This window comes from Microbacterium sp. F01 (genome assembly GCF_056156365.1).
In genome coordinates, this window is sequence record NZ_CM149592.1 from 3,057,176 (window position 1) to 3,070,430 (window position 13,255).

The following is a 13,255-nucleotide window of genomic DNA, read 5'->3' on the forward strand; positions in this document are numbered from 1 at the left end:
CGGATCAGGCCGGCGGGCCGGCCCGGGCGGACGCCCGCGCGGAGACCGGTCCGAGGCGCATCGAGACGGTGATCGTCGCGATCAGCTCGTCGAGCTCGCACGACTCGACGACGGCTCCGAATGCGCCCGCGACCTCGGCCGCACGATCGCACGGGACACCGGGAATCGCGCCCGATGCCGCGTCCGCCGCGGCGAGCGCCCCGGCGTCGGCCGCCGAGGCCAATCGCTGGCTCGCGACCGCCGCAGCGCCGGCGCCGGCGAGCCCCGCCGCGAGCACGGCGGCGGCGGAGAGGATCCCGACCGCCGCCATCGTCCCCGCCATCAGCCCGACCCTCTGGCCGGCGGCGCCACGGTGTGACTCGATACGCTCACAGCCCACCCGCCAACGCGCAGCCGTCGGCGGTCACACGCACCCCGAACAGCGCGGGCGCGGATGCCGACACGCACACGAGATCTCCTCGGGAGGTGATCTCGACGGATGCTTCCGCCACCGTCGTCGCGACGGCATTCTTCACGCGCTCGTCAGACTCGCCGCGAGCGCTCAGGCGCGCAGCATCCGCCACCGCATCCTGCAGCCGCACCTGCCGGGACGCCCCGGCGAGCACTCCCACACCGAGGACCAGCACGAGGACCACGGCCGGGAGCGCGACCGCGAACTCGGCGACGACCGCACCGCGGTCGTCGCCCAGCCGCGGGCGCATCACGCCACCGTGAGCGCGCGTCGTACGAGATCGGTCAGGATCGTGCGCACCTCGTCGGACCGCATGATGACGACGAGGAGGCCGGCGAAGGCCACGGCGGCCATCGTCGCGATGGCGTACTCGGCGGTCGCGGCTCCGGTGTCGTCAGCCCACGTGCGGTCCTCGCGCGGCGCGAACAGGCGTTCGGCCCGGCGGCGCGTGAGAAGGGGCACGACTCGGTCGGTTCGGGACAGGGACATGGGGTTCTCCGTTCGATGGGTGTCGGGCACGATCTGGGGCGCGGACAGGGATGGCTGATTCCGGTCGCGGGCGTGGATGTCGCGCCTGTCGCGTGCCGGGGGCATCACAGCGAGACCGACATCGTCGACATGACGCTGAGCAGCATGGGCGCGACGCCGAGGAGAAGGAAGGCCGGCAGCGTGCACACCCCCAGCGGAAGGAGCAGCCGCGACGAGAGGCGCGCGGCGCGCAGGCGGGCGTCGACGCGGGCGCGATGGCGGGCGTGAGCCGCAGTGGCCCGCAGAAGCTCGACGGCGGGCACGCCCGCTGTCCGCGACAGCGCGAGCACGTCGTCCACGTCGTCCGATCCGCCGGTTCCTTTTCGTTCTGCGTCCGGTGCGGCGCCGCCAGCGGCGACCGGGGTGGAGGCGGCGTCGGCACTCTTGCCCGCGCTGTCCCTCGGCGCCCCCACTCGCCGCGCCTCCCGCACGACCGTCCGGGCTCGATCGATGGAGACCCCGCCGCTCAGTGCGATGGCGATCAGCTCCGCATCGAGACCTGGCGCATCCTCCGACGTGGCGGCGGCGCGCACGAGTCGCTTCGTCCACCGGTGGGCGGCGAGGATGAGCACCGCACCGCCCGCGAGGCAGGCCAGACCGAGCGGGTTCGCGAACAGGGTGCCGAACGTGTCGAACCCGAGCGCTGCGCCCAGCCCCACCGCGACGAGCGGAAGCCAGCTCATGAGCCGGGCCGTTCCGGCGGGCTCGGCGAGGGCCACCCGCACGTCGTCGGCCGCTTCCTGCGCGTCACGCAGCGCGGCGGCGAGTCCGCGCAGGCACTCGGCGAGCGGCGCGCCGACGATCAGCGCGACCTGGCACGCGACACCGACCTCGCGCCAGGCGCCCGCCCCGGCGGTCGCGACCGCCTCGTGCATCGGCATCCCCCGTCCGATCGCCGAGGCGACGTGCTGAGCCGCAGGGTCCCCGGCGCGGGCGAGATGCTCCCAGGCGCGGGCCGGCGCGACCCCGGCCTGCAGCAGCACCGCGAGCCGCAGCACGGTCTCGGCGACGTCGGCCGCCGAGGCGGGGGTCCGCGCCGACACCCCGAACCGGGACGCCCGGAACAGGGACGCCCGCAACCGGGACGCCCGCAACCGGGACGATCCCGGCGCGCGGGAGGACGACGAAGCTCCGACCGGCCGCTGGATGCTCCCCGCGCTCGCGCCCCGCGTCAGCGAGAGTCCCATCGCTCCTCCTCGATAGCGAGACGCCCGTCGCCATCGACGACCGGGCGACCGGCCCCGGCGATGCGTCGCGAGCCGTCCGCGCCCCGCTCCACGTGCACGACGAGCCCGATCGCGCTGGCCGCCTGGCGAGCGAGCGCGCGGTCGTCGAGTCCGGCGGGTGCACCGAGCGCCTCGAGCCGGGCCGGCACGTCGTGCAGTCCGTTCGCATGGACGGTGCCGGCGCCGCCGTCGTGGCCGGTGTTCAGGGCCGACAGCAGTTCGCGCACCTCGTCGCCGCGGCACTCGCCGACGACCAGCCGGTCGGGCCGCATCCGCAACGCCTCCCGAACCAGCCGTGCGAGCCCCACGCCGCCGGTGCCTTCGATGTTGGGCTGACGCGCCTCGAGGCGGACATGGTGCGGGTGCGCGATGCGCAGCTCCGCGACGTCCTCGATCGTGACGATCCGCTCGTGTGCGGGCGCCGCCGCGAGGAGCGCCGCGAGCAGCGTCGTCTTGCCGGCGCCGGCGGCGCCGGAGACGAGCAGGTTCGTTCGACCCGCGATCGCCTCGTCCAGCCGGCGGCGCGCGGCCTGGTCGAACATGCCGGTCTGCTGAAGATCGTCGAGCGTCGCAGCGCCGAGGCGCGGCACACGGATCGACAGGACCGTGCCCTCCGGTGCGATCGGCGGAAGGACGGCGTGCACGCGGATGCCGCCCTCCAGACGCACGTCGACGCACGGTGAGGCGTCATCGATGTGTCTCCCGCCGAGCCCGATGAGCGCGACGGCCAGATCGCGCACCTCTTCGTCAGTGGCGCGCCACTCACGGGCCGGTCGTACTCCGGCGCCGCGATCCACGAACAGGCCCGCCGCACCGTTGACGAACAGGTCCGTGACCTGCGGATCGTCGAGGTAGGCCGAGAACGGCGCGAGGGCCGGATGCCGCTCCACCGGCACTCGCGCGGGCACGCGCCCCGTCACCGGTCCTGGCGACGCGACCTCGGCAGCGTCGACCCGACGCGGCACCCATGCTCCGACGGATTCCGCCGGCGCGGCGGGCGCACTGGCGGGCCGAACGGCCGCCGACTGCGGGACGGGCACAGTCGCGGCCACAGATGCGGGCCGGCCCGCAGCATCCCATCGCCCCCTCCCACCAGGCGCGCCCGCAGCCCCGTGGCGGGGACGGACGACGAAGGGTGCGGACATGCTCCGACGCTACGAAGATGCTGTCGCCGCCAACCGCCAACCGAGGTCATCGGTGGAGAGCTCGGCGGAGACTGCCGCTGGGGAGGAGCCGCCGCACGCGCACGGCCGCGAAACCGCTCCCAACAAATAGAGGCGGCATCCCATGGGGGGAATGGGATGCCGCCAAGCGCGGCCCCGAATTCGGGGGGTGACGTCGGGTGCCGCAATGCCAGAATCGATGTTCGGCCAACGGTCAGCATATGCGAGGCAAGGGTCCTCACAAAACGAAAAGGAGAGGATTCTCACTGATATATCGGTCCGGATCGATGTATGCGGCGCCACCTACTATCGGGGGTAGTCGGTTCCGGCGGCGGTGGGTACATTTCCTGGCAGACTCGCCGACACCCTTCGGCCTCGACCCAGCCCGCAAAGGAGCGCGCTCCCATGAGCGAACAGACCCCTGTCACGCAAGCCAGCAGCCAGATCGACCACCTGCTGAACGAGGATCGGCGCTTCGCGCCCACCGCCGAGTTCGCCGACAACGCGATCGCGACGGCAGAACTGTATGAAGAGGCCAAGGCCGACCGGCTCGGCTTCTGGGCCGACCAGGCCCGCGACCTCCACTGGCACAAGCCGTTCACCGAGGTGCTCGACTGGTCGAACCCGCCGTTCGCGCAGTGGTTCGCCGACGGCGAGCTGAACGTCGCATACAACTGCCTCGACCGTCACGTCGAGGCCGGCAACGGCGACCGCGTCGCGCTGCTGTGGGAGGGCGAGCCCGGCGACGAGCGCCGCGTCACCTACGCCGAGCTCACCGAGGAGGTCAAGCGCCTCGCCAACGTGCTCGAGGGCCTGGGCATCGGCCAGGGTGACCGCGTCGCGATCTACCTGCCGATGATCCCCGAGGCCGTCGCCTCGATGCTCGCCGTCGCGCGCATCGGTGCCATCCACTCCGTCGTGTTCGGCGGCTTCTCGGCCGACAGCCTGCGCGCCCGCATCGACGACGCCGGCGCCAAGCTCGTCATCACCGCCGACGGCGGCTACCGCAAGGGCAAGGTCTCTCCGCTCAAGCCGGCCGTCGACATGGCGCTCGGCGACCGCGGCACCGGGGTGCAGGAGACCGTCGAGCACGTGCTCGTCGTCAAGCGCGGCGAGAACGAGGTCGACTGGGCCGAGGGTCGCGATCTGTGGTGGCACGACGTCGTTCCCGCGGCGTCCGCCGAGCACGAGGCGCAGGCGTTCCCCGCCGAGAACCCGCTCTTCATCCTCTACACGTCGGGCACCACCGGGAAGCCCAAGGGCATCCTGCACACCTCGGGCGGCTACCTCACCCAGGCGACGTTCACGAACAAGGTCGTCCACGACATCCACCCCGAGACTGACGTGTTCTGGTGCACCGCCGACATCGGTTGGATCACCGGCCACAGCTACGTCACGTACGGCCCGCTCGCGAACGGCGCGACCCAGGTGATGTATGAGGGGACCCCGGATGCCCCGCACCCCGGCCGCTGGTGGGAGATCGTGCAGAAGTACGGCGTCACCGTGCTCTACACGGCGCCCACGGCGATCCGCTCCTTCATGAAGCTCGGCCGCGCGATCCCGAAGCAGTTCGACCTGTCGACCCTGCGCCTGCTCGGTTCGGTGGGCGAGCCCATCAACCCCGAGGCGTGGATGTGGTACCGCAAGATCATCGGCGGCAAGACCGCGCCGATCGTCGACACGTGGTGGCAGACCGAGACCGGCGCGATCATGGTGTCGGCACTTCCGGGCGTCACTGAGACCAAGCCCGGTTCGGCGCAGGTGCCGCTCCCCGGCATCTCGATCGACGTCGTCGACGAGGACGGCACCCACGTCGGCAACGGCAACGGCGGCCTCCTCGTCATCACCGAGCCCTGGCCGTCGATGCTCCGCGGCATCTGGGGCGACCCCGAGCGCTTCGTCGAGACCTACTGGGAGAAGTTCCAGAAGCAGGGCTTCTACTTCGCCGGCGACGGCGCCCGCCTCGACGACGACGGCGACGTGTGGTTCCTCGGCCGTGTCGACGACGTCATGAACGTCTCCGGGCACCGCCTGTCGACCACCGAGATCGAGTCGGCGCTGGTCGGCAACGAGGCTGTCGCCGAGGCGGCCGTCGTCGGCGCCTCGGACGAGACCACGGGCCAAGCCGTCGTGGCGTTCGTCATCATCAAGCAGTCGTACCTGTCGGCCCACTCCCCCGACGGACTCGCGCAGAACCTGCGCCTGTGGGTCGGCGAGCAGATCGGCCCGATCGCGCGCCCCCGCGACGTCTACATCGTGGGCGAGCTGCCCAAGACCCGCTCCGGCAAGATCATGCGCCGACTGCTGCGCGACGTCGCCGAGGGCCGCGAGGTCGGCGACACGACGACCCTCGCCGACACCGCCGTCATGTCGGTGATCTCCGCGCAGGTCAAGTAACGAACGAGAAGAGCGGATGCTGCAGCCCAGGGCTGCAGCATCCGCTCTCTGTCGTTCGTGACTCGCGTCGCGCAGTTATGCGTACGAGAAGACGACCTCGACCTCGACCGGGGCGTCCAGCGGCAGCACCGGGACGCCGACGGCCGAGCGGGCGTGCTTGCCGGCGTCGCCGAAGACCTCGCCGAGCAGTTCGCTCGCGCCGTTGATGACACCGGGCTGGCCGGTGAACTCGGGAACGGATGCGACGAACCCGGTGACCTTGAGGACGCCGGTGAGGCGGTCCACCCCGCCGACGGCAGCCGCAGCGGCCGCGATGGCGTTGAGGGCGCTCTGGCGCGCGTAGGACTTCGCGTCGGACGCGGGCACGAGTCCGTGGCCCTCGCCGACCTTGCCGGTCGCGGGCAGAGCACCCGAGATCATCGGCAGCTGGCCGGCGGTGTAGACGAGGTCGCCGTGCGCCTTCGCGGGCACATACGCCGCGACGGGCGGGACGACGTCAGGAAGATCGATGCCGAGCTCGGCGAGACGGGCGCTCACGCTCATGGTCACGCCTCCTCGAACTGCTTGGCGGCCTGGGCCGCGGCATCCAGTCCCGCGTTCTGCTGGCCGCCGCCGGACGGTCGCTTGAAGTAGGCGACGAGGCCGCCCTCGGGACCCTGCACGATCTGCACGAGCTCCCAGCCCTGCTTGCCCCAATTGTTGAGGATCGCTGCGGTGTTGTGGATCAGAAGGGGCGTGGTGAGGTACTCCCACGTCGTCATCGCGACTCCTCGAGTGTGCGGAAAGGACGGCTGGTGAAGGCTGGGAAACACCCCGGTTAGCTGAGCGTCCTTGATGGATCGCCCAGGTATCTCCCTTACGATCAACCCTATGCCTGATACCAAACGCACGGCCACCGGTGTGCTCGGCGGACTCGCCGGGCTCGTCGGCCTCAGTGCCGCAGCCGGTGTCCTCATTGCGGCGACCGTCACCCCCGCGGTCGCACTCACGAGCACCGCGGCCGAGCGCGCGATCACGATGTTCGACAATCTCCCGAGCGTCCTCGAGATCGACAAGCTCATGCTTCCGAGCAACTTCTACGCCACGGATCCCGAAACCCAGCAGCCCGTGCTGCTGACACAGTTCCTCGAGCAGGACCGCACGCCGGTCAACTTCGATCAGATCAACCCGGTGATGTACGACGCCCTCCTCTCCAGTGAGGACCCGCGCTATTACCAGCACGGCGGCGTCGACCTCATCGGCACGACCCGCGCTCTTCTGTCGAACGCGCAAGGCGGCGGCGAGACCCAGGGTGGGTCGTCGATCAGCCAGCAGTACGTCAAGAACGTGCTGATCCAGAAATGCGAGCAGGAAGCGACCGACACCCCGGAGCTCGACGACAAGGGCGAGGCCGTCCTCGACGAGAACGGCAACCCGAAGATCATCTCGCGCTCGCAGGTGCTGCTGAACTGCTGGACGGACGCCACGACTGCCAAGGGCTCGGAGGGCTACACCCGCAAGCTGCAGGAGATGCGGTACGCGATCGCACTCGAGCAGAAGTACTCGAAGAACGACATCCTGCTCGGGTACATGAACATCGCCAACTTCGGTGGCATCACGTACGGCATCGAGGCCGCGGCACGCCACTACTTCCGCACCACCGCCGCGAACCTCACGGTCGCGCAGGCGGCGACTCTCGCCGGCATGGTGCAGAACCCGAACAACTACCGCATCGACCGGCCGGGCGGCTCCATCTTCGGCGCCGACGGCGCGACCTTCAACAAGGCACCCGACGGGGTCATCGATGAAGGCGCCAAGCTCGGCGCACTCGACGCGCTGGTGGCGTCGGGCGAGATCACTGAGGAGCAGAAGCTCGCCGCGGCCGACGGGTACACCTCGACGAAGGTGCGCCAGCTCTACGTTCTCAGCCGCATGCTCGATGACGGCAAGATCACGCGCGAGCAGTACGTGGAAGCGGCCGTCTGGCCCATCACGCCGGACGTCGTCGAACCGACCACGGGCTGCCAGGCGGCCGGCGGCGCTGCGTACTTCTGCCAGTACGTGAAGGACGTCATCCTCAAGGACGAGGCGTTCGGGGAGACTTTCGAGGAGCGCCAGGCGCTGCTGCAGCGAGGCGGGCTCAACGTCTACACCACGCTCGACACCCGCGTTCAGGCGGCGGCGCAGGACGCGATGACCAAGTACGCGCCGACCTCGGCCGACATGCCGATCGGGCGCACCACGCCGTCGCCCGGGCGATTCGGCGCCAGCTCTGTCAGCATCGAAGCGACGACGGGCCGCGTCCTCGCGATCGCCCAGAACACGAAGTTCAGCGAGGACGCCTCGCTCGCGCCTGACCCGAACTTCTCGTCGCTCGTGTTCGCAGGGGACAGCAAGTTCGGCAACTCCTCAGGGTTCCCTGCCGGCTCGACCTTCAAGCTGTTCACCTTGATCGATTGGCTCGAGAAGGGGAACTCGGTCAATCAGACGCTGAACGGCACGCTGCACGTCTTCCCGCGGCTGAAGAACAGCTGCAACAGCGAGACAGGTGGCCCTGCCGATTGGGTCAACACCTCGAAGACGCTCATCAAGAACTTCGGTGGCAATGGAGGCTACATGGGCACACCCATGCGCTTCACGAAGGACTCGCTGAACACCGGCTTCTTCGCGATGGCTGAGAAGCTCGACCTCTGCGACATCAAGAACGTCGCCACGCGTATGGGCGTGACACAGGGGAACGGCGCCGAGGTCGCGATGGACAACCTGAACTCCATCATCGGCACGAACTTCGTCTCCCCCATGGCGATGGCCGAGGCCTACGCGACAGTCGCGAACAACGGCATCTACTGCCAGCCGCAGGCGATCGACCGCGTGACGGACTCCGACGGCAATGAGATGGCGAAGCCCGCGCGCACGTGCACCCAGGTCATCGCGCCGAACGTCGCGGCGACCGCGGCCTTCGCGCTGCAGGGCGTCATGAACAGCGGCGGAACCGGCACCGGCGGCAACCCCGGCGACGGGATCCCGCTCATCGGCAAGACCGGTACGCACGAAGAGATCACGACGTGGATGGTCGAGTCGAGCACGAAGGTGGCCACGGCGACGTGGGTCGGCAACGTGCAGGGTGGTGGTGACATCACGAAGACGTCCTACAACGGCAACCGCCTGAACCAGATCCGTTTCCCGATCACGCGGGCAATCCAGGGCGTGGCGAACGACATCTACGGCGGTGACAGGTTCGCCGCTCCCGACAACGAGCTGACGAAGGTCCAGCTCACCGACCTCCCGAATGTCGTCGGCAAGTCGGTCGACGAGGCCACCAAGATCCTGACCGATGCGGGCTTCACCGTCGAGGTCGGCGGGCCGGTCGACTCCGACCAACCTGCGGGCCTCATCGCGGCGCAGAACCCCGGCCCGGGCAAGGTCGCGGGCGGGAGCACAGTCACGATCAGCCCGAGCAACGGCGAGGGCATCGCTGTGCCCAACGTCGCGGGAAGCACACTCGACGACGCGAAGAGGGCGCTGCGCAGCGCCGGCTTCGGCAACGTCGGAGACGGCACCTGCACCGCCGATGCCAGCCTGGGCGCGCAGACCAAGGCCGGCGCGACGAACCCGGCCGCCGGCTCGGTCGTGAACCGCAACACGTCGATCGCGGTCGACTACGCGGCAGCGATCTGCGCCGGCGGAGGCGGCCGCGGTCCCGGCAGCGGCGGCGGCAACGGCTAGTGCCCTCGAAACCGACTCGCACCGCCCTCACCGTGCTCGGCACGGTGGGGGCGGTCGGCGCGGGCGCCGCGATCTGGGGCGTCGGCATCGAGCGCTATCTCTTCACGGTCCGCTTCCATGAGGTCCCGGTGCTCCCGGTGGGCGCCCCGGCGATCCGTGTGCTCCACCTCTCGGACGCGCACATGGCCCCGTGGCAGCACCGCAAGCAGGAGTGGATCGCCGCACTCGCCGAGCTCCAGCCCGACCTGGTCATCAACACCGGCGACAACATGGGCCACTTCAACGGCCTCCAGGGACTGCGCCGCGCGTTCGATCCGCTGCGCGGCGTGCCCGGCGTGTTCGTCCACGGCTCGAACGACCACGCGGCGCCCTCGCCTCGCAACCCGTTCCGCTACTTCACCGGTCCGTCGAAGGTGAAGCACACCGCGGAACCGCTCGACACCGAGGCGCTCGACGACTATCTCACCCGCGAACTCGGCTGGCTCGACCTCAACAACAAGGTCGGATCGCTGGATGCTGCGGGCCTGCGCATCGCCGCCTTCGGGGTGAGCGACGCTCATCGCCACTGGGACCGCCCCGAGGCGCTCCCGGAGCCGCTCGCCGCGCTCCGTGCCGAGCAGCCCGCCGACCTCTCCCTCGGCGTCACCCACGCACCTTATCGCCGAGTGCTCGACGACTTCGTCGACCTGGGCGCCGACGCGATCTTCGGCGGCCACACGCACGGCGGACAGGTCCGCGTCCCCGGCTTCGGCGCGCTCGTCGCGAACTGCGACATCCCGCTGCGCCAGGCCCGCGGCCTGAGCGCGTGGAAGCACGACGGGCGGTCGGTGCCACTCAACGTCAGCGCCGGTCTCGGCCATTCGATCTACGCCCCGGTGCGCTTCGCCTGCCGTCCCGAGGCATCGCTCCTCACCCTCGTTCCGAGGGCGTAGCGGCAGCGGGCCCCTTAGGCTCCTCCCCAACCGCTCTCGGCGATCGGTCGTCCACAGTTCCTGCTGCACGCCCCCACCGGACGGCGCGTGGCACCGATCCTCGATGCATGGCTGCTTCCCGTTCCCATCGACCCGCCGACGACCTGTTCCAGAACACGCTCGTCACCACGACGGCAGTTCACGGCACCGGGTTGCCCGTGCGCCTGCGCCTGCTCGCGCTTCTGATCGCCCTCGTGATCGCGGTCGCCTGCGCACCATTCGCCCCGGCGGCCACCGACGACGCCGATCGCGGCGACGCGCCCCCGTCTCGCGGTTTCGGCCGCCACGCTCCGTTCATGCCTCTCCTCGAGGACGCGGAGTGAGAATGCCCCGCGTCGACTCCCCCGCAACTCGGATCCGTCACGTCTACCACGGGCGCGCTCGGCGCCTGCCCGCGTACCTGTTCCTCATCCCGCTCTTCGTGGTCATCGTCGTGATGAACATCGCCCACCCGTTCCGCGCCGACGCCGCCGAGCGCGGCACAGGGTTCGGCACCTGGGCGCCGATCTCCGCGTACGGCTGGCACGGCTCGATGCTCGTCGGCAGCGTGCACACCTACTGCATCACCCCAGGAGCGCCCGCCCCGACCGGGCAGACCACCGACCACGGAATCAGCGGCTCGGCGGCCGGCCTCTCACCCCAGCAGCTCGCCGGGATCAACCTTCTGGTGACGACGTACGGCCAGACGGACGACCCTGTCCAGGCCGCCGCGGTCGCGTGGGCCGTGAAGGCGATCGCGAACCGCGAGGAGACCCTGCACGCCTTCGGCTACCGCGGCGATTCACTCGCCGGGGCGATCCACTGGACCATGTCGGCGCTCTCGCCACAGCATGACCGCGCCGTCCAGGAACGGGCCGTCGCGTACTACGACGAAGCCACACGCGCTGTTCCCGGCGTCGCGACCGCGAGCGGAAGTCTGGTCTTCACCACGGATGCTGCTGACCATCGCTCCGGGTCGGTCCGGGTCGACACGACGACCCCGGCGACAGGCACCGTCACCCTGACGAACGCGGTCTTCGCAGAGTCGGGCTTGCCGACGCTCGAGAACGCTGCAGGCGGCTCGACGTACGCCATCCGCGCCGCACCGCCCACCGAGGGACGCCCGTACTCCGTGAGCGGAACCGGCCGTTTCGACGCCGGCCTCGCCTCCGCCGTGCGGCACTTCACGACCCCTGGCGGCCAGGAGACCGCCGGCCCTGCGGGGCGTGTGCAGTTCGACGTGGCGGGCGCGGACGCCACCCCGCGCATCCCTCCGTTCGCACCGGCCATCTCTACGCAGGTCGCAGCGAGCGAGGCGCATGGCGGTCCGTACGTCGATGCGGTCACTTTCACCGCCGCCGACGGTTCGTGGCCGCGCGCCGACGACGGTTCGTACCTGCCGGTCACCGCGAGCGCCGTCGTGTACCGGACCGACACCGCGCCTGTCCCAGGTTCCCCCGCTCCGGGCGAGGATGCCATCGTCGGCTCGCTGCAGCTGACGACCGACCCTGCGACGGGTCCGACAGCGCCGTATACCGTCACGTCCGCGTGGGAGATGGCCGCGCCGGGCCACTACACCGCCGTCTGGAGCGTCCGGGCCGGTGACCAGCTCCCCTCCGTCACCGCCCACACCGGCGCCGACTACGCGTGGACCGAGCGATTCGGCGAGCCCTCGCAGGTCGCGGTGATCGCGCCGCCTCCGCCGGCGCCGACGCCCGCGCCCACCCCGGCTGCCGAAGCACCGCCGGCTCCGCCCGCGCCACGCACCGCAGAGCTGGCCGCGACCGGAACGGATGCTGCCGCCCTCCGCGCGCCGGCCGCCATCGCGATCGCGCTGATCAGCCTCGGCGCCACGATCGTCGCCTCGCGTCGGCCGTGGTCAGCAGCACCCCTGACGATCGGTTAGACTCGGAGGGTTGCAAAACGGGGTGTGGCGCAGCTTGGTAGCGCGCTTCGTTCGGGACGAAGAGGCCGCAGGTTCAAATCCTGTCACCCCGACAGCAGAGAGGCTCCGCCGCAAGGCGGAGCCTTTCGCATGAAAGGACGGACACCATGCTCGACAGCACCACCCCGCCCCTTCTCGTCGCGTTCGATCTCGACGACACACTCGCTCCCTCCAAGAGCCAGATCGACCCGCGCATCGGCGAACTGCTGATCGCGCTGGCCGAGCGCGTAGAGGTCGCGATCATCTCCGGCGGCCAGCTCCAGCAGTTCACGACACAGGTCGTCGACCGTCTTCCCGAGGCTTCCGCAGCCGCCCTGGCACGTCTGCACCTGCTCCCCACCTGCGGCACGCAGTACTACCGACTCACCGAAGACGAGGTCGTCACGGTCTACAAGCGCTCGCTCACGGACGATCAGAAGTCCCGCGCGCTCTCGGCCGTCGAAGGCGAGGCTCGCCGCCTCGGACTCTGGGAATCCGAGACCTGGGGCGACATCCTCGAGGACCGCGGATCCCAGATCACCTTCTCGGCGCTGGGCCAGCAGGCCCCGGTTCCGGCGAAGATGGCGTGGGACCCCACGGGCGAGAAGAAGAACAGCCTGCGCGCCGCCGTCGCGGCGCTGCTGCCCGATCTCGAGGTGCGCTCGGGCGGCTCGACCTCGGTCGACATCACCGAGCGGGGCATCGACAAGGCCTACGGCATGCGCCGGCTCGCCGAGCAGACCGGCATCTCCCTCGACGACATGCTGTTCGTCGGCGACCGCCTCGACGCCGACGGCAACGACTACCCCGTCCTCGCGATGGGTGTGCGCTGCCAGGCCGTCGACGGCTGGGAAGACACGGTCGTCTACCTCGAGCAGCTCATCCCCACTCTTCCCGTCCGCGTCTGACGC

The 13,255-nt window shown here is 70.4% G+C and carries 13 protein-coding genes and 1 tRNA gene; 7 read left to right on the plus strand and 7 right to left on the minus strand.

Annotation, left to right across the window (positions count from 1 at the left end; translation table 11 throughout):
• Positions 1 to 4: 4 nt before the first annotated feature.
• The 5 genes from ACVN90_RS14060 to ACVN90_RS14080 form a co-directional block, all read right to left on the minus strand.
• Positions 5 to 322 (minus strand): Rv3654c family TadE-like protein, encoded by a 318-nt coding sequence (locus tag ACVN90_RS14060; protein WP_475098843.1) that lies wholly within the window; start codon positions 320 to 322, stop codon positions 5 to 7.
• Positions 323 to 368: 46 nt separating this feature from the next.
• A complete protein-coding gene (locus ACVN90_RS14065; protein ID WP_475098844.1) occupies positions 369 to 701 on the minus strand; it encodes a TadE family type IV pilus minor pilin in 333 nt (110 codons plus the stop codon).
• Entirely contained in the window at positions 701 to 940 is a 240-nt protein-coding gene (locus ACVN90_RS14070; protein WP_475098845.1) for a DUF4244 domain-containing protein, read from the minus strand. The genes ACVN90_RS14065 and ACVN90_RS14070 overlap by 1 nt, the downstream gene beginning before the upstream one ends.
• Positions 941 to 1,044: 104 nt before the next feature.
• Entirely contained in the window at positions 1,045 to 2,166 is a 1,122-nt protein-coding gene (locus ACVN90_RS14075) for a type II secretion system F family protein (protein WP_475098846.1), read from the minus strand.
• Entirely contained in the window at positions 2,151 to 3,350 is a 1,200-nt protein-coding gene (locus tag ACVN90_RS14080; RefSeq protein WP_475098847.1) for a TadA family conjugal transfer-associated ATPase, read from the minus strand. The genes ACVN90_RS14075 and ACVN90_RS14080 overlap by 16 nt, the downstream gene beginning before the upstream one ends.
• 423 nt (positions 3,351 to 3,773) lie before the next feature.
• On the opposite strand from ACVN90_RS14080, the gene acs reads away from it, so the two are divergent.
• A complete protein-coding gene (acs, locus tag ACVN90_RS14085) occupies positions 3,774 to 5,765 on the plus strand; it encodes an acetate--CoA ligase (RefSeq protein ID WP_475098848.1) in 1,992 nt (663 codons plus the stop codon).
• A 75-nt stretch (positions 5,766 to 5,840) separates the two neighbouring features.
• Here acs and ACVN90_RS14090 read toward each other — a convergent pair whose 3' ends face one another.
• Together ACVN90_RS14090 and ACVN90_RS14095 are read right to left on the minus strand one after the other, a co-directional pair.
• Complete coding sequence (locus ACVN90_RS14090) at positions 5,841 to 6,308, minus strand: RidA family protein (RefSeq protein WP_475098849.1); 468 nt, start codon at positions 6,306 to 6,308, stop codon at positions 5,841 to 5,843.
• Positions 6,309 to 6,310: 2 nt separating this feature from the next.
• The gene (locus ACVN90_RS14095) at positions 6,311 to 6,526 is read right to left on the minus strand and encodes a DUF4177 domain-containing protein (RefSeq protein ID WP_116196108.1); all 216 of its coding nucleotides are present in this window, start codon (positions 6,524 to 6,526) and stop codon (positions 6,311 to 6,313) included.
• Between the two features lie 109 nt (positions 6,527 to 6,635).
• Between ACVN90_RS14095 and ACVN90_RS14100 the strand changes: the two genes are divergently transcribed.
• The 6 genes from ACVN90_RS14100 (at position 6,636) to ACVN90_RS14125 (ending at position 13,252) form a co-directional block, all read left to right on the plus strand.
• Entirely contained in the window at positions 6,636 to 9,470 is a 2,835-nt protein-coding gene (locus ACVN90_RS14100; RefSeq protein ID WP_475098850.1) for a transglycosylase domain-containing protein, read from the plus strand.
• Complete coding sequence (locus ACVN90_RS14105) at positions 9,470 to 10,402, plus strand: metallophosphoesterase (RefSeq protein ID WP_475098851.1); 933 nt, start codon at positions 9,470 to 9,472, stop codon at positions 10,400 to 10,402. Before ACVN90_RS14100 ends, ACVN90_RS14105 begins: the two co-directional genes overlap by 1 nt.
• A gap of 107 nt (positions 10,403 to 10,509) precedes the next feature.
• Positions 10,510 to 10,764, plus strand: coding sequence for a hypothetical protein (locus ACVN90_RS14110; protein ID WP_475098852.1), 255 nt, complete (start codon positions 10,510 to 10,512; stop codon positions 10,762 to 10,764).
• A gap of 2 nt (positions 10,765 to 10,766) precedes the next feature.
• A complete protein-coding gene (locus ACVN90_RS14115) occupies positions 10,767 to 12,326 on the plus strand; it encodes a hypothetical protein (protein WP_475098853.1) in 1,560 nt (519 codons plus the stop codon).
• An 18-nt stretch (positions 12,327 to 12,344) separates the two neighbouring features.
• Positions 12,345 to 12,418, plus strand: a tRNA-Pro gene (locus ACVN90_RS14120).
• A 54-nt stretch (positions 12,419 to 12,472) separates the two neighbouring features.
• Positions 12,473 to 13,252 (plus strand): HAD-IIB family hydrolase, encoded by a 780-nt coding sequence (locus tag ACVN90_RS14125; RefSeq protein ID WP_475098854.1) that lies wholly within the window; start codon positions 12,473 to 12,475, stop codon positions 13,250 to 13,252.
• The last annotated feature ends 3 nt before the right edge of the window (positions 13,253 to 13,255 follow it).

What these genes read in the sequence shown, in the direction of transcription:
- ACVN90_RS14060 (WP_475098843.1), bottom strand. Translation starts at nt 322, where the DNA reads ATGGCGGGGACGATGGCGGCGGTCGGGATCCTCTCCGCCGCCGCCGTG.
- ACVN90_RS14065 (WP_475098844.1), bottom strand. Translation starts at nt 701, where the DNA reads ATGCGCCCGCGGCTGGGCGACGACCGCGGTGCGGTCGTCGCCGAGTTC.
- ACVN90_RS14070 (WP_475098845.1), bottom strand. Translation starts at nt 940, where the DNA reads ATGTCCCTGTCCCGAACCGACCGAGTCGTGCCCCTTCTCACGCGCCGC.
- ACVN90_RS14075 (WP_475098846.1), bottom strand. Translation starts at nt 2,166, where the DNA reads ATGGGACTCTCGCTGACGCGGGGCGCGAGCGCGGGGAGCATCCAGCGG.
- ACVN90_RS14080 (WP_475098847.1), bottom strand. Translation starts at nt 3,350, where the DNA reads ATGTCCGCACCCTTCGTCGTCCGTCCCCGCCACGGGGCTGCGGGCGCG.
- acs (WP_475098848.1), top strand. Translation starts at nt 3,774, where the DNA reads ATGAGCGAACAGACCCCTGTCACGCAAGCCAGCAGCCAGATCGACCAC.
- ACVN90_RS14090 (WP_475098849.1), bottom strand. Translation starts at nt 6,308, where the DNA reads ATGAGCGTGAGCGCCCGTCTCGCCGAGCTCGGCATCGATCTTCCTGAC.
- ACVN90_RS14095 (WP_116196108.1), bottom strand. Translation starts at nt 6,526, where the DNA reads ATGACGACGTGGGAGTACCTCACCACGCCCCTTCTGATCCACAACACC.
- ACVN90_RS14100 (WP_475098850.1), top strand. Translation starts at nt 6,636, where the DNA reads ATGCCTGATACCAAACGCACGGCCACCGGTGTGCTCGGCGGACTCGCC.
- ACVN90_RS14110 (WP_475098852.1), top strand. Translation starts at nt 10,510, where the DNA reads ATGGCTGCTTCCCGTTCCCATCGACCCGCCGACGACCTGTTCCAGAAC.
- ACVN90_RS14115 (WP_475098853.1), top strand. Translation starts at nt 10,767, where the DNA reads ATGCCCCGCGTCGACTCCCCCGCAACTCGGATCCGTCACGTCTACCAC.
- ACVN90_RS14125 (WP_475098854.1), top strand. Translation starts at nt 12,473, where the DNA reads ATGCTCGACAGCACCACCCCGCCCCTTCTCGTCGCGTTCGATCTCGAC.